This is a genomic window from Pseudoalteromonas sp. SR45-4 (assembly GCF_014163535.1).
Lineage (GTDB): Bacteria > Pseudomonadota > Gammaproteobacteria > Enterobacterales > Alteromonadaceae > Pseudoalteromonas > Pseudoalteromonas nigrifaciens.
Window position 1 is genome coordinate 85264 of sequence record NZ_JACJDO010000006.1, and the last position, 18219, is coordinate 103482.

At 38.1% G+C, this 18219-nt stretch carries 22 protein-coding genes; 17 read left to right on the forward strand and 5 right to left on the reverse strand.

From position 1 onward, the window contains the following. Positions 1–5: 5 nt before the first annotated feature. The 5 genes from H5058_RS04595 to H5058_RS04615 all read left to right on the forward strand — a co-directional run bounded on the left by H5058_RS04595 (position 6) and on the right by H5058_RS04615 (position 3759). Positions 6–860 (forward strand): RNase RNM, encoded by an 855-nt coding sequence (locus tag H5058_RS04595; RefSeq protein WP_182677081.1) that lies wholly within the window; start codon positions 6–8, stop codon positions 858–860. Beyond that, positions 857–1477: an L-threonylcarbamoyladenylate synthase gene (locus tag H5058_RS04600; protein ID WP_011327977.1), complete on the forward strand. Its 621-nt coding sequence runs from the start codon at positions 857–859 to the stop codon at positions 1475–1477. The genes H5058_RS04595 and H5058_RS04600 overlap by 4 nt, the downstream gene beginning before the upstream one ends. Positions 1478–1573: 96 nt before the next feature. Continuing rightward, positions 1574–2326: a ScpA family protein gene (locus H5058_RS04605; RefSeq protein ID WP_259398616.1), complete on the forward strand. Its 753-nt coding sequence runs from the start codon at positions 1574–1576 to the stop codon at positions 2324–2326. 233 nt (positions 2327–2559) lie between these two features. Beyond that, positions 2560–3114, forward strand: coding sequence for a cytochrome b (locus H5058_RS04610; protein ID WP_011327979.1), 555 nt, complete (start codon positions 2560–2562; stop codon positions 3112–3114). Positions 3115–3180: 66 nt separating this feature from the next. Then, complete coding sequence (locus H5058_RS04615) at positions 3181–3759, forward strand: YceI family protein (protein WP_182677083.1); 579 nt, start codon at positions 3181–3183, stop codon at positions 3757–3759. 34 nt (positions 3760–3793) lie between these two features. Here the strand turns inward: H5058_RS04615 and H5058_RS04620 are convergent, their stop codons facing one another. Both H5058_RS04620 and H5058_RS04625 read right to left on the reverse strand, forming a co-directional pair. Continuing rightward, entirely contained in the window at positions 3794–4645 is an 852-nt protein-coding gene (locus H5058_RS04620) for a transporter substrate-binding domain-containing protein (protein ID WP_011327981.1), read from the reverse strand. Positions 4646–4782: 137 nt separating this feature from the next. Further along, positions 4783–4950: a hypothetical protein gene (locus H5058_RS04625; protein WP_007375427.1), complete on the reverse strand. Its 168-nt coding sequence runs from the start codon at positions 4948–4950 to the stop codon at positions 4783–4785. Positions 4951–5294: 344 nt separating this feature from the next. On the opposite strand from H5058_RS04625, the gene H5058_RS04630 reads away from it, so the two are divergent. Together H5058_RS04630 and icd are read left to right on the forward strand one after the other, a co-directional pair. Continuing rightward, positions 5295–5822 carry a hypothetical protein gene (locus H5058_RS04630; protein WP_182677085.1) on the forward strand — a complete coding sequence of 176 codons (528 nt, stop codon included), beginning with the start codon at positions 5295–5297 and terminating at the stop codon, positions 5820–5822. A gap of 259 nt (positions 5823–6081) precedes the next feature. Next, the gene (gene icd / locus H5058_RS04635) at positions 6082–7332 is read left to right on the forward strand and encodes an NADP-dependent isocitrate dehydrogenase (protein ID WP_041454683.1); all 1251 of its coding nucleotides are present in this window, start codon (positions 6082–6084) and stop codon (positions 7330–7332) included. Positions 7333–7344: 12 nt separating this feature from the next. On the opposite strand, the gene H5058_RS04640 is transcribed toward icd, so the two are convergent. Beyond that, on the reverse strand, positions 7345–7791 hold the full coding sequence (locus H5058_RS04640) for a hypothetical protein (RefSeq protein WP_086995586.1): 447 nt from the start codon (positions 7789–7791) through the stop codon (positions 7345–7347). A gap of 314 nt (positions 7792–8105) precedes the next feature. Here H5058_RS04640 and H5058_RS04645 point away from each other — a divergent pair, with 314 nt between their 5' ends. Next, positions 8106–8474 (forward strand): MliC family protein, encoded by a 369-nt coding sequence (locus tag H5058_RS04645; protein ID WP_011327986.1) that lies wholly within the window; start codon positions 8106–8108, stop codon positions 8472–8474. Between the two features lie 112 nt (positions 8475–8586). Here H5058_RS04645 and H5058_RS04650 read toward each other — a convergent pair whose 3' ends face one another. After that, positions 8587–9534, reverse strand: coding sequence for a LysR family transcriptional regulator (locus H5058_RS04650; protein WP_011327987.1), 948 nt, complete (start codon positions 9532–9534; stop codon positions 8587–8589). 102 nt (positions 9535–9636) lie between these two features. Between H5058_RS04650 and aceK the strand changes: the two genes are divergently transcribed. The 7 genes from aceK (at position 9637) to H5058_RS04685 (ending at position 16406) form a co-directional block, all read left to right on the forward strand. Continuing rightward, positions 9637–11415, forward strand: a complete 1779-nt coding sequence (gene aceK, locus H5058_RS04655) for a bifunctional isocitrate dehydrogenase kinase/phosphatase (protein ID WP_011327988.1) — start codon at positions 9637–9639, stop codon at positions 11413–11415. Between the two features lie 89 nt (positions 11416–11504). Continuing rightward, positions 11505–12467, forward strand: a complete 963-nt coding sequence (locus H5058_RS04660) for a zinc-binding dehydrogenase (protein WP_086995580.1) — start codon at positions 11505–11507, stop codon at positions 12465–12467. Positions 12468–12549: 82 nt separating this feature from the next. After that, entirely contained in the window at positions 12550–12801 is a 252-nt protein-coding gene (locus tag H5058_RS04665; protein ID WP_058373242.1) for a DUF2999 domain-containing protein, read from the forward strand. Positions 12802–12942: 141 nt separating this feature from the next. Further along, positions 12943–13593 carry a signal peptidase I gene (gene lepB / locus H5058_RS04670; protein ID WP_182677087.1) on the forward strand — a complete coding sequence of 217 codons (651 nt, stop codon included), beginning with the start codon at positions 12943–12945 and terminating at the stop codon, positions 13591–13593. A 151-nt stretch (positions 13594–13744) separates the two neighbouring features. Continuing rightward, positions 13745–14161: a thiol-disulfide oxidoreductase DCC family protein gene (locus H5058_RS04675; RefSeq protein ID WP_182677089.1), complete on the forward strand. Its 417-nt coding sequence runs from the start codon at positions 13745–13747 to the stop codon at positions 14159–14161. Positions 14162–14213: 52 nt separating this feature from the next. Further along, the gene (locus H5058_RS04680; protein ID WP_089368178.1) at positions 14214–14738 is read left to right on the forward strand and encodes a DUF2937 family protein; all 525 of its coding nucleotides are present in this window, start codon (positions 14214–14216) and stop codon (positions 14736–14738) included. 111 nt (positions 14739–14849) lie between these two features. After that, the gene (locus H5058_RS04685) at positions 14850–16406 is read left to right on the forward strand and encodes a phospholipase D family protein (protein WP_182677091.1); all 1557 of its coding nucleotides are present in this window, start codon (positions 14850–14852) and stop codon (positions 16404–16406) included. Between the two features lie 87 nt (positions 16407–16493). Here H5058_RS04685 and H5058_RS04690 read toward each other — a convergent pair whose 3' ends face one another. Beyond that, positions 16494–17030, reverse strand: coding sequence for a DUF3365 domain-containing protein (locus tag H5058_RS04690; protein ID WP_182677093.1), 537 nt, complete (start codon positions 17028–17030; stop codon positions 16494–16496). A gap of 180 nt (positions 17031–17210) precedes the next feature. Here H5058_RS04690 and H5058_RS04695 point away from each other — a divergent pair, with 180 nt between their 5' ends. Next, positions 17211–17393 carry a hypothetical protein gene (locus H5058_RS04695; RefSeq protein WP_182677095.1) on the forward strand — a complete coding sequence of 61 codons (183 nt, stop codon included), beginning with the start codon at positions 17211–17213 and terminating at the stop codon, positions 17391–17393. 27 nt (positions 17394–17420) lie between these two features. Beyond that, positions 17421–18209 carry a hypothetical protein gene (locus H5058_RS04700; protein ID WP_182677097.1) on the forward strand — a complete coding sequence of 263 codons (789 nt, stop codon included), beginning with the start codon at positions 17421–17423 and terminating at the stop codon, positions 18207–18209. Positions 18210–18219 lie beyond the last annotated feature (10 nt).

Sequence of the window (18219 nt, forward strand, 5' to 3'; positions counted from 1 at the left end):
TTCTTTTGATAAAATATGATTTACATAGCCATACAACACATTCCGATGGGCAGCTAAGCGTTGCAGAGCTATTGCATCGTGCTGTTGATAAAAATATAGATGTGTTTGCTATTACAGATCACGATACTGTGGCGGCCATAAAGCCTGCTCAGCATATTATTGATACCGAAAACCTACCATTATTGCTGATCACTGGAGTTGAAATATCAACCCGCTGGGAAAGCTTTGAAATTCATATTGTGGGGTTAAATATTGATACTGAAAATTCAGACCTAACGGCTTTATTGCTAGAGCAACAGCAAAAACGCGAAACTCGCGCGTTAGAAATAGGTACACGCCTAGCTAAAAATGGCTTTGATGATATTTACGAGCAAGCAAAAGAGCTTGCAAAAGATGCGCAAATTACTCGCGCGCATTTTGCTCGCGCTTTAATAGCACGTGGTGTTGCAAAAAACTTTCCCGGGGTATTTAAAAAATACTTAGGGCGCGGAAAAACCGGTTATGTACCAAGTAGTTGGTGCGATATGAAAACGGCTATTAAGGCGATTCATGCCGCTGGTGGAGTGGCGGTTTTAGCTCACCCTAGCAGTTATCAAATGTCTAATAAATGGCTACGCAAATTATTGGTTGAGTTTAAATCTGTTGGCGGAGACGCAATGGAAGTTGCTCAGCCTCAGCAAGCACCAAGTGATCGTCAATTTTTAGGCGAGTTGAGCCGTGAGTATGATTTGTTGTGTTCACAAGGGTCTGATTTTCATTTTCCGACAAGCTACTTAGAGCTTGGTAAAAATCTATACTTACCTAAGGATTGCCGCGGCGTTTGGCAAGCTTGGGAAAAGCAAGAAGGAGCAGCAACATGAGTCAACTATTTCATATTCATCCAGAGAATCCACAATCAAGGTTAATTCAACAAGCTGCCGATATAATTAAGCAAGGCGGCGTTGTTGTTTACCCTACAGATTCGGGGTATGCCATAGGGTGTAATATTGGTAATAAACAAGCAAAAGAGCGTATTGAGCGTATTCGTGGCATAGAAAAACACCATAACTTTACCTTAGTGTGCCGCGATTTATCTGAGCTTTCTACGTATGCACGCGTAGATAATCAAACCTTTAGATTAATAAAAAACAATACTCCCGGGCCTTATACTTTTATTTTTAAAGGCACTAAAGAAGTACCAAAACGTTTATTAAACGACAAGAAAAAAACCATAGGTATACGCGTTATAGCGCATCCTATTGCGTGTGCATTGCTAGAGGAACTTGGCGAGCCACTCATGTCGTGTTCACTTATTTTACCAGGTGAAGAATACACTGAATCAGATCCAGATGAAATTATTGAGCGATTAGATAAACACGTAGATTTAATTATCCATGGTGGTTATTTAGCAGAGCAAGCAACCACAGTGGTTGATTTATCTGAAGATGAAGTGCAAATTTTGCGTGTTGGCTGTGGTGATACTAGTCCGTTTGAGTAAAAAATAGTGAACGAAGAAAACACCAAACCAATAAGCCCCCCCATTGAAAAGCCAGTGCAGCAAAAGCTGCCACTGGCTTTTTTACATGGTAAAGCCATGGTCGATAAACCGTCTGATTTATATATTCCGCCAGATGCGCTGGAAATTATTTTAGAAACGTTTGAAGGCCCGCTCGATTTATTGCTGTATTTAATAAAAAAACACAAGCTTGATGTTCTCGAATTGTCTATTTTTAGTATTACAGAGCAATACATGAGTTATGTTGAAATGATGACTGAGTTTCAACTCGAACTTGCGGGCGAGTATTTAGTGATGGCAGCCTTATTGGCGCAAATAAAGTCTCGTTTACTGTTGCCCGTACACAAAGAGCTAGAAGAAGAGGAAGATCCTCGTGCAGAGCTTATTAAACGTTTGCAAGAATACGAGCAATTTAAAAAAGCCGCCGAAAACTTAGACGAAATTCCGCGGGTGGGTCGTGATATTTTTGTAGCCCATGCTGCTATGCCGGCGGCTGAAAATATCACTGAGCAGCTTCCTGAAGTGCAACTTAAAGATTTACTTTTTGCCCTGAGCGATATAATGGCGCGCGCTAAAACACTAGAACATCACTTAATTAGCGCCGAAGTACTTTCTACCCGTGAACGCATGAGCCAAATATTGCAGCAGTTATCACATACTCAATCGGCTTTACCATTTAGTGCACTTTTTACTGTTAATGAAGGGCGAAGCGGTGTAGTGGTGAGCTTTATCGCTATACTTGAGCTGGTAAAAGAAGGGTTAATTACCTGCCTGCAAGTGACATCAGATAGCCTTATTTATGTGAGCCTCAGCAAAAAATCGACTCAATAGTTATTAATAAGCACTCAAAAACAACCTCTTTTAATAACGATTACAATTAACAATAGTTATTAAAAAGCTCCGCATGCAAGTCTTATAATTCTCTACTTATTACCTACTAGTTAATAAAATTGGCTGCGTAAACATACTTCTGTGCGTATATGCACGTAAAGTGTTTGTAAATGTTATTCCTATTTATGCTCTTGCGCGATATTGTAGGTGCAATAACATAAAGGAATAGAGACATGTTTAAAAACTCGCCTGCATCTTACGGGCTTATTGCGATTATTTTACATTGGCTAATGGCATTAACTATCTTTGGTTTATTTGGCCTTGGCTTGTACATGGTAGAACTTACCTACTACGATAGTTGGTATAAAGGCTCATTAGACTTGCATAAAAGCATAGGTTTGACTTTAGCTGCGGTGTTTTTGTTTAGAATTTTATGGCGCTCTTTTTCGACTCAACCTAAGCCACTGGGTACTAACAAAACAATGAACCAAATAGCGCACACTGCCCATATTATTATGTACATTATTTTGGCGGTTATTGTTGTAGCAGGCTATTTAATTTCTACCGCAGATGGGCGAGCTATCGAAGTGTTTACGTTATTCAATGTGCCAGCAATAAACTTTACATTTGACGGACAAGCCGATATTGCTGGGGAAGTGCATTATTACGCAGCCTGCACTTTAATTGGTTTTGCTGTACTGCATGCACTAGGTGCATTAAAACACCATTTTATAGATAAAGATAAAACATTAATTCGAATGATTAAACCAATTAACGCTAAAAATTAATAGCTAACCTGAGCTCAGATTAGCTATTAATGTTAACGGGTATTTACCAATAAAAGGATGATTACAATGAAAAAACTACTATTAAGTACCGCGGTATCAGGCGCTATGCTGCTATCGGCAAGTGCTGTAAACGCTGCTGATTATGTGATTGATACACAAGGCGCACACGCATTTGTAAATTTTAAAATAAAGCATTTAGGCTATAGTTGGTTACATGGTCGCTTTAATACCTTTGACGGTACATTTAGTTATGATGCAAAAACACCAAACGCATCACAGATCACGGTAAACATTGATACCACGAGTTTAGATTCTAACCATGCAGAGCGTGATAAGCACTTACGAGGTAAAGATTTTTTAAATGTTAGTAAATACCCAACGGCAACGTTTAAAAGTACCAGCGTAAAGTTTGATGACGACGATTCAGGTGAAGTGACGGGTGAGTTTACTTTACATGGCGTTACTAAAACCATTACCTTTGAAATAGATAAAGTAGGCGAAGGTAAAGATCCATGGGGTGGTCATCGTGTAGGCTTTGAAGGCGAAACTAGCCTTAAGTTAACTGATTATGGCATTGACTACAATTTAGGCCCTGCATCAACTCACGTTGATATTGGTTTATCTATTGAAGGTATTCGTCAGTAATATCTGAAGTAAGCACTTCGATAAAAACGCCACATTATGTGGCGTTTTTTGTTTCTGCTATGCGTGTTTTAAGCTTTATTTTTAAATGCGGAGGTAACCAGCGCATTAATATTTGCGTATAAGCTTGGGTTTGTTTAATTATTTTTAGTTGTTCATTTAACAAAGCAATGTGTTTGGCACCTTGCTGGTTTTTAGTGCAACCTATATAGCCATAACTTAACTCAGGTGACTCTAGAAGGGGTCGCTGTGTTAGGTTTTTATCAAAATTCATAGATTTAGCTAAATAGTAGTGCTCGCTTGGGTAACCTAATAACAAATCAATGCGTTTTAAATTAAGCATATAAGTAAGGCTTGCTAAGCTATCTCGGGTAGGTCTAATAATTAAATTTATATCGGGTGTGGTATTAATAAGTGTGTCTATTTCGTTACCGTAAGAGCGGCTCATAGAAATACCTAAAGTTAACTTATCAGCCGTAATTAAAGAGGCTAACGACACCGCTTTATCAGCAGGTAGCTTAAGTGCTCTACTGAGCTTAATATGCATAGCTACTGCAGGAGAAAGGCCAGTAGTAGAGCTTTCATCAGTAAAGTAAATGCGCTCTTCTCTAAAACTATTTTTATACAGTGACAAAGCACACGTATTGGCTGAGGTATTGGAGAGTTCTTGGATAACTCTGCCCGAAGGTATGAGTATTCTATTAAAAGTAATATTGGGGAGTTGTTTTTCGAGTAAAGAAATAATGCTTTCGTCGCGACCTTGGTGTTTGTTTTCTCCATTTAAAATGTAGTAGGGTGCAAAGTCATGCGTTAACCAGTTAATGGTGTTAGCAATAACTGGTGAGCTGAATAAGCTAAGTATAAAAACAACTAAAAATGCGCGGAGCATTACAAAAATTACCTACTATTATTCTATTAACCTTAAGTGTAGCTAATAAAGTGATAAAAAGTAAAATGCCAGCAACAAGGCTGGCATTTAATTTTCATTATTGCGCTAATAAGTAGGCAAATTATAATCAGTGTAGGTTAGCTGGCTTTTAGCCATTTAACAAATTGACGCGCATCGCTTGCTTTTTGAAACAATGCATTTTTTAAACCTTGTGTATCACTAAAAATTACACGATGTTTGTTTACTGAAATTGACTGCACTGGATGTGCAATTTGGATCATAGACCCGTTATATTTATAAGACATAATAAAACTCACTTTATTCTTGTTATTTATTCTGCGCTATTTTTTATAGCTATATGCAGTTAATAAATTAACGATGTTGTGTTTAGCTTCATTACAGTGTTGACGATCTTTATGACACTTTTGCGATGATAATAAAATCATCTCGGTATTATTTAAGGGGTTCTCGCCGTACAATAACTTAGCTTTTGAATATACGTTTTGCGGGGCTTACTGGATCAGGGTAAATGGTTAACCGCGGTGGTTTATTTAAACCAGAGAGGGAAGGTAACCCAGTTGTATTTTATATGCAAGCTTTTTGTTATATTATTTATGACAGCCACTATCAATAACTTAAAAGGGAAATGATGCAATACCTAGTTATCAGCGATATTTACGGTAAAACACCTTGTTTACAGCAATTAGCTAAGCACTTTAATGCTGAAAACCAAATAGTTGACCCCTATAATGGAGTTCATCAAGCCCTTGAAAATGAAGAGGAATACTATAAGTTATTTATTAAACACTGTGGCCATGACGAATATGCAGCCAAGCTCGAAGAATATTTTAATAAATTAAGCAAACCCACTATTTGTATTGCATTTAGTGCCGGTGCTAGCGCTGCATGGCGGGCACAAGCGAGTACTACAACTACACATCTTAAAAAAGTAATTGCTTTTTATCCTACGCAAATACGTAATTATTTAAATATAGATGCTATTCATCCATGTGAATTCATTTTCCCTGGGTTTGAACCGCACTTTAATGTAGATGAATTAATAACTAATTTATCGGCCAAAAACAATGTGCGCTGTTTAAAAACACTATACCTGCATGGCTTTATGAATCAGCAGTCACAAAATTTTAGTGAATATGGTTACCAATATTTTTTATAAAGTTATAAAAACAGCGAATAGCGAAGCGCATTAAAAATGCCCGGCTGCAAATAATAAGTGCGTATAAAAACCACTAAGATTACTTTTACAGTTTTAATTATTATAAGCTGCGCCAATTCAAAAACTCATTTATTAACAGCTATAAAATGGCAAGTTCTGACTATTCATTACTGTAATAGTCGCTATAAAAAGCAACAGCAGACACGCTTAATTTAACATGCTTTAATCGAGGGTAATGTACTTTTGATGGATGTTAGCTTTGCAGTATCAACATATTAATGTGCCCGAACAGGGGCAAAGCATAAAAATAGCAAAAAATGGCCAATGGCAAATTCCGTTGCAACCTATTATTGCTTACATTGATGGTGATGGAGTAGGCCAAGATGTGATGCCTGTAATGCGAAAAGTGGTTGATAGCGCGATAGCGCATTGTTACCAAGCAAAGCGAAAAATTCATTGGATGCAGGTATACAATGGTGAGCAAGCAGCCAAACTATATGATGGTGATTGGTTTCCACAAGAAACAATAAATGCAGTAAGAGAATGTAAAATAGCGATTAAGGGGCCATTAACGACTCCTTTGGGTGGTGGTTTTCGCTCACTTAACGTTGCACTTAGACAAGAAATGGATTTATTTGTCAATATGCGCACTATAAAAGGCTTTAGTGCATTGCCATCGCCGTTAAAAAATCCTTATTTAACTAATATCACTGTGTTGCGCGATAGCAGTGAGGATGTTTACTCGGGTATAGAGTGGCAAGCTGGTAGTGTTGAAAGCGAAAAAGTACTCGATTTTTTATGCGAAGAAATGGGGGTTACGCGTTTAAGGTTTACCCAAGAATGCGGAATTGGCATTAAAAACATTTCTAAAGAAGGCTCAGAGCGCCTAGTACGTTACGCAATTAATTACGCGCTAAAAAATAACAGCGAATCGCTGACTTTAGTGCACAAAGGTAATGTGCTTAAATTTACTGATGGTGCATTTAAACGCTGGGGCTTTGCACTCGCTAAGCGTGAATACCAAGCCATTGACGATGAAAACGGCCGTTGGTTACATATTCCACGACAAGGGCAGCCACCACTTATAATTAAAGAAGTTATAGCCGATAACATGTTACAGCAGTGTTTAATGCACCCAGAGCAATTTGATGTAGTTGCAACGACTAATCAAAATGGTGACTTTTTAGCAGATATGCTTAGCGCACAAGTAGGTGGAGTAGGCATAATGCCGGCGGCTAATTTAAATAATGAGGTAGCATTTTTTGAACCCACGCACGGTACATTTGCGCGTATTGCTGGGCAAAATAAAGCGAATCCGAGCAGCAGCATTTTAAGTGCGGTATTAATGCTTAAGTTTATGCAGTGGCATGAGGCGGCTAATTTAATAGAAAATGCCTTAGAGCGCACGTTAGCGGCGGGAGAGGTTACGTTTGATTTGCTATCTGAGCCTCATAACTCGATGCCCTTAAGTTGTACAGATTTTGCACTTAGGGTCATCGAGCACTTTTAAACAACACCATTATTAGGCTGCAGATACGTTAACAAGGTTTACGCGATGCGTACATGCACGATTAGTTAACTGCGCAGCACGATGATAAATAGCATGTGCATCTTGGTCGGTATTAAATGTGCCGCTAAGCGTATCCATTAACGCAACTACAATAATGGCCGGAACTTGGCAGCAATGCTCATCCAGAACAGCTTCTGTTGTTTGCGAGTCTACATTGCAATAAGGGTGGTTATTATGCTGATAAGCATTAAGCAATGTTTGCACGTCTAAAACATCATCCGCATTATGTTTAGTTTTACGACAAGTACAGCCAAATTCATCTACTAAAGTGGCAAGTACCTGATAAATATCATCGCTTGGCATCGCCGCTAGTGGTGCTAACTGCTGCTCAATAAATTGATGAAAATGGCTATTAATAAACAATCCGTCTTGTTGGGTGAAGCTTGATGAAGTTTGCATAATTATTACTCTTAGTTAGTTGGCTTAACTTCACTCTAGCGCTAACTCTAGTATTAATAAAATTGTTGTTTTCAATAACTGATATTGATTATATCAATACTGTTAAATTACGACGAATTTTAGTGTGTTTAGCAAGGCTACATTAAGCCTAATTAGCTTACAGTAGCCACAGTTGCTAATTTTACAAACTAGATACAGAGGCTTAACCACACTGGTATAAGTATCTATTATTAGTAAGTTAACAGATAACACTTAACAATAACCTTGTTACACAGGCAATGGTTTAACCACTAACTAACAATAAAGAGACTGCTATGAAAATTTTTGCTCCTGCTATTATTATCACCACATTAATGCTTTCGGCTTGTGGTAATGAGCCACAAGACAACAGCCACACCGACGTAAAAAACACGGCACAAACAGCGGTAATAGTGCATAACTATCAGTGTGAAAGTGGTAATACAATGGCGGTAACTTACCCCTCTACAGACACTGCAACAGTTGACTATTTAGGTACAGAATACGAAATGAAGATTGCTGTGTCGGCCAGTGGTGCGCGCTATATGAATGACAAGTACGAGTTTTGGACTAAAGCATCAGGTACTGGCTCTGAAGGCACGCTGTTTAGCCATATGCAAGATGGTAGCACGGGTGATGCAATTGAAACATGTACAGCGCTATAAGCCTTATTAATACGCATTAAAGCCTAAGTTTAGGCGAATTTAACGAGTAATTTGCAACACCTACTGTGCAAGTTACTCGTTGTAAATTTTATATACCTTTGCACTAGTATTACTACCTGTCGGCAATTGTTTTTGCAAATTCCAGTAGTTCTCTGCGTAACCATTGGTGCGCCGATGCATGATGCAACAATGGGCTCCAGATCATTTTTACCTCAATAGGTACAATTTGAAAAGGTACTGGGCTGATAACCAAGTTAGTATGCGTAGTTAACAGCTTAGCTTGGCGACGTGGTAATGTAGCAATTAACTTATCTGACTGGCACAGTAAACTGGCAATCATATAGTGGCGTGTAAAAACGCGTATTTTTCGAGTTTGTTCTAATTGCCACAGTGCTTCGTCTACCCATCCTAACTTTTGCTTACCAGATTTATTAGTAACAGCGGGCTCAGGCCCCCAACCTGCACGATTTACCCAAATATGTTCGCTTTTTAAGTAATCTTCTAGGCTCGACTGTTGTAAAAATTGATTATTGGGGTGCGTTAAACAACAATAGTTATCGCGCCAAACCGTAGCTTGGTGAAACGAGCGTGGTAGGCCATTAAAGCGGTTAATTGCTAAATCTATGGTGCCTTTTTCCATATCTTGCAGATTTACATCACTTGGGCTGAGTATATCAAAGTTTATTCCTGGGTTTTTACTCAACTGCTCAGTTATAAAAGGGGCGATTAACGTCGACTCTAAATAATCGTTTGCCATAATTCTAAACGTTACTTTGGCACTTGTCGGATCGAATAGCTCAGTGGGCTGAGTAATTTCTTCAGCCATTTTAAGTAATAACTCTATTTCGGGCTTTAGTGCCAGCGCTTTTGCTGTGGGCGCCATAGAGCCTGAAGCCCGCACCAAAAGCGGGTCGTCAAATAAGTCACGCAGCCGCTTTAACGCATTACTCATAGCAGGTTGGGTAAGTGCGAGTTTATTAGCCGCTTTAGAAACACTTTTTTCGTCTATTAGTACGTTTAGGTACACAAGCAAGTTGAGATCGACATTTCTTATATTCATTTAATCAATCTTATTTATTTACTGTATTAATTATCTAAATTAAAGCCTGCTTGCTAAGGTGTAAACAACTAAAAAATAATAGCCGTAATAAGCCTAGTAAATATGCCAGATACAATAACGAATAAACTGCAAAATAGTACAGTGCAAGATGTGATTGCGACTAAGTTAGCGCGCGCCGTTTTTGCTGGGTTTGAAGCTATGTTTGCCACCTTTTTAAATATAACCTTAGGCGCACAAAGCCGCTTTGAACAGCGACAATATCACGAGGTACAAAGTGCTATGCGCGAGCGCTTACAAGTGTATGAGCGCCAAGTTAAAAGTGTAAGTGAAGCGGTAAAGGTTATTGCCTACGCGGAGTTAAGCTGTCCACAGACCTGGCAATTAGCTAAAAATATTTATGGCAACATGGTAAAAAATCATGAAAACGAGCCAATAGCGCATACTTTTTTTAATTCTACCTTTGGTGCTATTTGGGACGATAAAAAAATACGTACTGTGCATTTATTTGTATTAAAAGCTAAATATCGTACTCAACCTCGACCATACGACAGCTTAGTTAAACGTATTTCATTGCAGCATGGCTTTAATAGCGCAATAAAAACGCTGATCACTAATCAGGTTTTTAGAGTGCCATTTAGTAATTTAAACCAAGATGTTGCCACCCTGCAGGCTACTTTAACGCAAGGTGCTAAGCAACAATGTCGACAAGTTTATGAGTTAATAAACTTAAATGACGGCTATATAGAATATGCATATTCACATTTTTATAGAAACAAAGCCTGTTACTTAATAGGCCGATGCATTGCTAAAAATGGCGATAATATGCCCTTTGCTATTGCCATTTTAAATACCCCCAAGGGGCTTAAAATTGATGCGGTAATGATGGGCGCCGACCAGCTAAGTTTACTATTTGGATTTGCGCGCACGTATTTTATGGTCGATACCGACCAACCAGCGCGTTATGTAGATTACTTAAGTGTACTTATGCCGCATAAACAGCGCTTTGAGCTATTTAATGCGATTGGCTTTATAAAACATGCCAAAACAGAGTTTTATCGTTATAAAGTCGATACCACTAAAAATAGCCCCGCGAGCTTTAAGTATGTGGCTGCGCCAGGTACACCGGGTATGGTAATGCTAGTGTTTACTATTGCTGGCTCAGACCATGTTTATAAAGTAATTAAAGATAAATTTAGCGCACCAAAAACCGCCACTAAAGCGCAAGTAAAAGAAAAATACAACTTTGTAAAACAAGCCGATAGAGTAGGGCGACTGGTAGATACGCATGAGTTTAGGTATTTAGCGTTTGATTTGAGCCGCTTTAGCGAGCAGTTACTGCAACAAATGAAAGAGCACATTGGGTCCAGTTTAATTATTTCGGGCAAGGCGCTTATTTTAAAACATGTTTATGTTGAGCGAAAAATGACCCCGCTTAATTTATATATAAATGATTGCGACAGCAAAGCACTTGCACAAGTGATGCTAGATTACGGCAGAGCAATTAAAGACTTAGCCGGTGCTAATATTTTCCCTGGGGATATGCTGATGAAAAACTTTGGTGTTACGCGCTGGGGGCGGGTAGTTTTTTATGATTATGACGAAATTTGCCCACTTACCGATTGCAACTTTAGAGAAGTGCCGCAAACGCAAAATGCGCTAGAAGAGCTAAGTTCAGACTCGTATTTTGATATAGAGCCAAATGATATTTTTCCGAGTCAATTTAAAGTGTTTTTTAGTGCTAATGAATTGGCATTTAATGCTTTTAATAGTCATCACAGCGATTTATTTAACGCCCAGTTTTGGCAAACGTGCCAACAACAGGTACAACAAGGCTATTTACCCGACGTGTATCCATATAAACAAAGTTGGCGCTTTAAATAAGGTGTTTTGATCCCCATATACAAATTACATTAATTTAGTTATGCAACGTTTAGTAATAGCGTTTAGTTATATAAAGCTTAGGAGTGGCAATGAAATACATTTCTCATGAAGATGGCATACTTGCATTTAGTGAAACCAATAAACCGGTTTTAAAGAGCCATGAAGTACTGGTAAAAGTAGCCGCCATTGGTGTAAATCGCGCCGATTGTATGCAACGCCAAGGTAAGTATCCGGCGCCAAAAGACGACAGCCAAATATTAGGATTAGAGTGCGCAGGCATCGTTTGCGATATTGGTGGTAAAGTTGATAAAATTTGGCTTAATAAACGCGTTTTTGCTTTATGTGCTGGTGGTGCTTACAGTGAATATGTTGCGGTTGATGCCAAACAGCTAATGGAGTTACCAGATGACGTGTCTATGAGAGAGGGCGCTGCAATAAGTGAAGTATATTTAACAGCATTTGGTGCTTTGTTTGAATTAGGTAAATTACAAGCTGGGCAAACGGCGTTAATTCATGCAGGTGCAAGCGGTGTGGGTGGTGCTGCAATTCAAATGGCTAAAAGCGCAGGGGCAACTGTGGTTATAACCGCAGGTTCAGATGAAAAATGTGCACATGCCAAAGCACTGGGCGCCGATCATGCTATAAACTATAAAACCACTGATTTTGTAGAATATATGAAGGCTAATAACCTAACGGCTAACACAATTGTAGATCCTGTTTCGGGTAGTTATTTAAACAAAAATGCGGCTGTTGCGGCTATGGATTGCCAAATTGTAATGTTGGCATTTTTAGATGGTCGTTTTGCTGAAGTTGATTTTGCCCGTTTACTGCAAAAACGTATCTCGTTTCATGCATCAACACTTAGAAACCGTAGTATAGAGTTTAAACGCGCATTAAGAGATGATTTTGTAGCGCGTTTTTATAGCGATATTGCAAGTAAAAGCTACGATTTTAATTTATATAAAGTGCTACCTTGGAGCCAAGCAAGCGAGGCTCATGCTATTTTAGAGCGCAATGAAAACGCCGGTAAAGTAGTGTTAAGTGTAGAATAAACCAGTAGTGTAATGTATAGGCATTGTTTATGTCTCTGGTAGTCAATATAATTTAGTTATAACACACATAATAAGGTTAATAATGAATCCAATTATCGCCACTTTAAAAGAGCATAATGTTAGCGACGAGCAAATAGCCGAGCTATTTGAAGCATTAACGCAAAACCCAATGATGGCAATGGCCATGGTGCAACAACTTGGTATACCACCTGAAAAACTACAGCAACTAATGGCAGTAGTGATGACTCAGCCGCACTTAATTAAAGAAGCGACAGACGAGTTAGGTTTAGACTTTTCGAAAGTACAAGCCGCAAAAGATAAGTTAAATCAGTAATCCCTCCGCACTTTTAACCAAGGTATAACCTTATACCTTGGTATTTTAGCTCACCTTAAACATGTTTTGTTACATTAGCAATTGAACTGCTATTGATTTTTAGCGTCTTAGTTTTAGTCGATAAAATGGTGGGAATATTGTATGAAAACACTGATTAAATTTTGGAAAAATAACCGTTCATTAATCATATTTATAGCGTTAATGAGCGTATTTAGAAGTGCAGTTGCCGATTGGTACGAAGTACCTACAGGCTCTATGCGGCCCACCATTGAAGTAGGCGACAGAGTTTTAACAAATAAAATGGCTTACGACTTACGCTTACCCTTTACGCATATACCACTAATGAAGTTAGGCGACCCACAAGCAGGTGATATCATAGTATTTGATTCAAAAAAAGCTGATAACCGCTTAATAAAGCGGGTAATAGGCGTACCTGGCGATACTGTGTCGCTTGAGCATAACGAGCTTATTATTAATGGTAAAAAGCTTAACTATGCTAGTTTGCACAGTAATTTAGGTTCACTTGATAAAATTGAAAACTTAAACGGTCATAAACACTCAATAAGAGTAGCCAATAGAGCGTCGCGATTAGCAGGGTTTGATAAAATCACAATCCCGAATAATTACTATTTAGCCATGGGGGATAACCGCGATAACAGTGCCGATTCTCGCGTAATAGGCTTGATCCCGCGTAGCGAAATGTTAGGTAAAGCAGAGCGAGTAATTGTATCGCTTGATTACGATAACTATTATTTACCGCGAACTGATCGATTATTAAAAGCGCTTGAATAAGCGTGTTTGTATTTTAGCAGCTAAATAAAAACCCGGGTTATACCCATTGAGTTGTATTGCATAAAGTAATAAAACGAATGTAAATTGATGGTAATTATAGTAGCTTGATATTCCTGCTATTTTTTAACACCTGTTCAGCAGAGTCATTAATATGAGCTTAAAGACTAAAAAAAACCCTATATTACTGTTCGATGGCGTATGCAATTTATGCACAGGCTCGGTACGCTTCGTGATTGAGCATGATCCATATAAAAAATTTCGCTTTGCGTCATTGCAGTCAACTGTAGCAAAAAACTTACTTAAGCAGCAGGGAAGTGAAGCTACAAGTAAGCTGGGTTCTGTGGTGCTTATTGACGATAGTGGCATTTGGTTCAAGTCAACAGCGGCACTTCGTACTGCTGGGCAGTTATCGGGTTTATGGCCGTTGTTGCAAGTGTTACTCATAATACCTCGGCCATTACGAGATTGGGGTTATGATTTTATTGGTGCTAGACGTTATAAGTGGTTTGGGCGTACAAATGCTTGTTGGTTGCCAGCAGAGGACATAAGTGATCGCTTTTTAGATTAAATTTATAAATAGACTTTTAACTTTAATACGCAAATGCTAAGGGGAATTAATCATGATAGTAAGAATATTTGATAAGCTAACCTTTGCTGTTGCGTTAATTATAGCGTTGCAAGTACCGCAACTTACGGATCATTATCAGCAACATTTAGCAGGCTTGTATCAGGCAACAAAATGGCAAGTTGATGGTTATAAAGCCACCGCCCAAATGCATGCATTTCCCAGTGTTAAAGCAATGATTGATAGACACTTACGCAATAGCGAGCCAAGTGTTAAAACTGATGCACAACAAAAGCTGTTAACCCTTGATTTATTTGCAGATTTAGAAGGTGGAATGACTATATTTAAACAGGGTAACTTTTTTGAAAAACTAATTTATATGTTTACTCCCACCCGTTTTGATATATTAAAAAATACTATTGATAACTTTAAATTAGGCATACCGCTTACTTTTACCGGTATTGCGTTTGGGCTAGTATTTGGTTTTTTATTAAATCAATTAATTATGCTACCTTTTACAATTTACTCAGTTAAAAAAAGGGCAAGTAAAGTCAACACTATCGAGAAACCAGCCCAATAATAGTATAATCATTTAAATCACCTATATAACTAGGCTCACATATTATGAGAACTGATAGCATTTATGCGATATTTATCGGCAATTTCCCTTTGTTTATTTATGGTTATAAGCATGCTTTTTGGTTGCGCTAGTTATCCTAAGGTTCAAGCCGAACCTAACTATGCATTTAGCAAAACGCAAAATACTAGCTTAGCTAAAGGCATAGCATTAGAGGCGAGTAAACACCCTGCGAGCTCAGGGTTCTATCTACTTGGTGATGGCCTTGATGCATTTGCAACTAGGCTGTTATTAATAGAAAAAGCCGAAATGTCTATTGATGTGCAGTATTACTTATTTCATAACGATACTACGGCCAAAATATTCACTCATTACTTACTTCGTGCAGCCGATAGAGGCGTGCGGGTACGCATGTTACTAGATGACTTTGGCCACGAGAGCCAAGACGCTTTATTTAGTGCCTTGGTACAACACCCTAATGTGTCAGTACGGTTATTTAATCCGTTTTCAAATCGCACTTTACCTTATGTTGATTTTTTAACTAATTTTAAACAGATCAATAGGCGCATGCATAACAAGTCGTTTATTGTTGATAATCAGGCGGCTATTATTGGTGGCCGTAATATTGGAGATACTTATTTTTCTGCCAATATTTACACTAACTTTTCTGATTTAGATGTACTTGGCGTGGGGGAATTTGCCCCGCGTGTGGCCACTGCATTTGATTTATATTGGAATCATTCACTCTCGGTAGCGATTAAATATATAGCGCCTGCATCGAGTGCAGCTAAACTAGAACAAGTACGAAAACAACTCGCTAAAATATATACTAGTGAGCAAAGTAAAGCCTATCTACGGCGTTTAGAGTCACTGGATATTATTGATAATTTGCTACGCGGACAGCTAGCACTTTACTGGGCAAACTCTGAATTAGTATACGATCATCCTGATAAAATAATGAATGTGAGTGATGATAATACCGGTTATATGGCCCCAGCATTAAGTAATTTACTTAATGATGCACATAGTGAAGCATTAATTGTTTCACCTTATTTTATTCCCGGTGATGCAGGCGTTGCAAGCTTAAAACGTTGGATTAATACCGGTGCTAATGTGACCATTTTAACCAATTCGCTCTCGGCCAACGACGTACCCGTTGTGCACGCCGGCTATGCAAACTATCGTGAGTCACTTATAGAGGCGGGCGTTAAATTATGGGAGTTACGCGCTACAGTAAAACCTAAGTCTAAGCCTAAAATTAAATCTAAAGATAAAGCAAAACATAAAAAAATCACCGATTTAGCTGGTTCATCAAAAGCGAGCTTACATGCTAAAACAATGATTTTTGATCGTAATACGCTTTTTGTTGGCTCAATGAACTTAGATCCACGTTCAATTAATTTAAATACCGAAATAGGTGTTGTAATTTACAGTGACAAAATGGCAAGCACAGCAGCAGATATATTTTTAGAAGAGTTACCTCGCCATGCATGGCTATTAGATGTCACTAAAACTGAGAATTGGTGGGGTTTTAATCACGACTTACTGTGGTTAGATGAATCAATTACACCCACTAAAGTGGTAAGTAAAAACTCTGAGCCAGAGGCCAGCACCTGGGTACGTATTCAGGCTTGGTTATTTGGCTACCTGCCTGTAGAACACTTACTTTAATATGTGTTAAATAAGGCGGTAACCCCAATATTAATACTTAATCAGCACTCAGGGTAAGAGGTTTAACAGTTTGAATAGTAATAGTATTTAAGGGTGCTTTTTTACAACAAAAGCGCCTCGTATATCGCCCAAATTAAAACCAGTCGCTTTATCGCTTGGATAAAGCTCAGTTAATTTGTTTTTTACTTCAGGCTTTAATTCACTACCATGGCAGGCTAAGCAAGCCTGCCCAGTAGGAATTGCTTTGACTAAATACCAAGCATCGGCTTTTTGTTCTTGATGTTCAATATTTGCTATAGGTTCGCCATTTTCTTTACGCTGCTCAAAATCGAGCAGTATTGAATTTAACCACTCGTTAGCTTGGTTATTAGGATTGCGCACTTTTAATGATGTACGACTAATTTCCCACTCTTTAGCACTGTGTTGTAGTGCAATAGCTGGCGCACTGATATTACATACTTCAATTGCTGCAACAGGCCCGCTCGCTTTCATGGTACTTACTAAAACATTTTTTAAATCAGTTGAAAATGCTTTAACAGTGCTGCGAGCAAAGTATGCATCGTCGCTATTAGCTAATACGCTTGATGAAACAACCAAGCTGGTAAATAATAAAATAGAGCGCATAATACACCTTTGTACATTAGATGATTCTAATGTACAGCTGAGCAATAATTTATTCAAGCTTTTCTATCGCTAATTATCCGGATATCTGGTTAATTTAAGTACTGTATAAATTATAGCTGAAAAGAGCTTAGCTAAATGATGATAAACCCAAAATATAAATTACATAAAAGGTAGCTAATAATGACAACTAAAAATGATGACAGTGCTATATATGCATTATCGCAGCAAAGTAAACCGCTTGATGATCCGCTAGAAGCAATTAAAAGTATGCGTTTAGAGCAGTTGGCCGTATGTAAGCTAAAAGCAGAAAAAGAGATGCAAACTATGAAAGCAGAATCTACACCTGACAAAAATAAACAATAACGTAAAACAGCTTACTGGATTTGTTTTATGAATAAACACATTACGCTTTCGTTTTTAGCTTGGTTAGCGGCTCTTTTTGTGGGAGCTGCAGGTATATATGGTTTATGGCCTTCACCACAGAGTAAAGTGCTTTTAGCTATTGAAATAATAACCTTAATTATTTTGTTATTTAATAGCGCCAGTATTACCTGCTGGGTATATAAACACACTAAAAACAAACAACAACGTTATATTGCCTTATTATGCATAGCCTCCTTAGTGCTATGCATTTGTGGAGACGTGGTAAATTTTAATTTAAATAATCAATATTACCGTTATAACGAGGTAATTAAGCACGACTATTTAGCTGACTCTGTATGGTTTTTTGTACCCGGATACAGCTTACTCTTTATTGCTGTGTTGTTGGCGAGCCGTAGTTTAGTTATGTATCCATTATATTATGTGGCTGCTTATTTAGGGGGCACGCTATTAATATCGCTGCTTTGTTTTTATTTTATGCATATTCCAGAGGCAGGTTATTATGTACTGCTATTAACCGGGCTTCATAGTTTTGTTATAACCAGTGTGGGATTAATGAGTTTAGTGCTGCTTAATACATATCGCGGGTTAAACGCACCTTTGGGAGTATGGCTGGTTAGTTTAGGGTTAGTATTAGCGGCAATTGCCGATGCATTAATTGGTTTATATTGGATTTATGGGAATAGCGGTGAAGGGTACTTTCCACAAATTAGGTATATAAATTGGATAATTTATATTAGCTCGCAATGCTTAGTTATTCATTTAGCTAAAATAAATATAACCTACAAGCTGGGTTAATAAAAAAGCC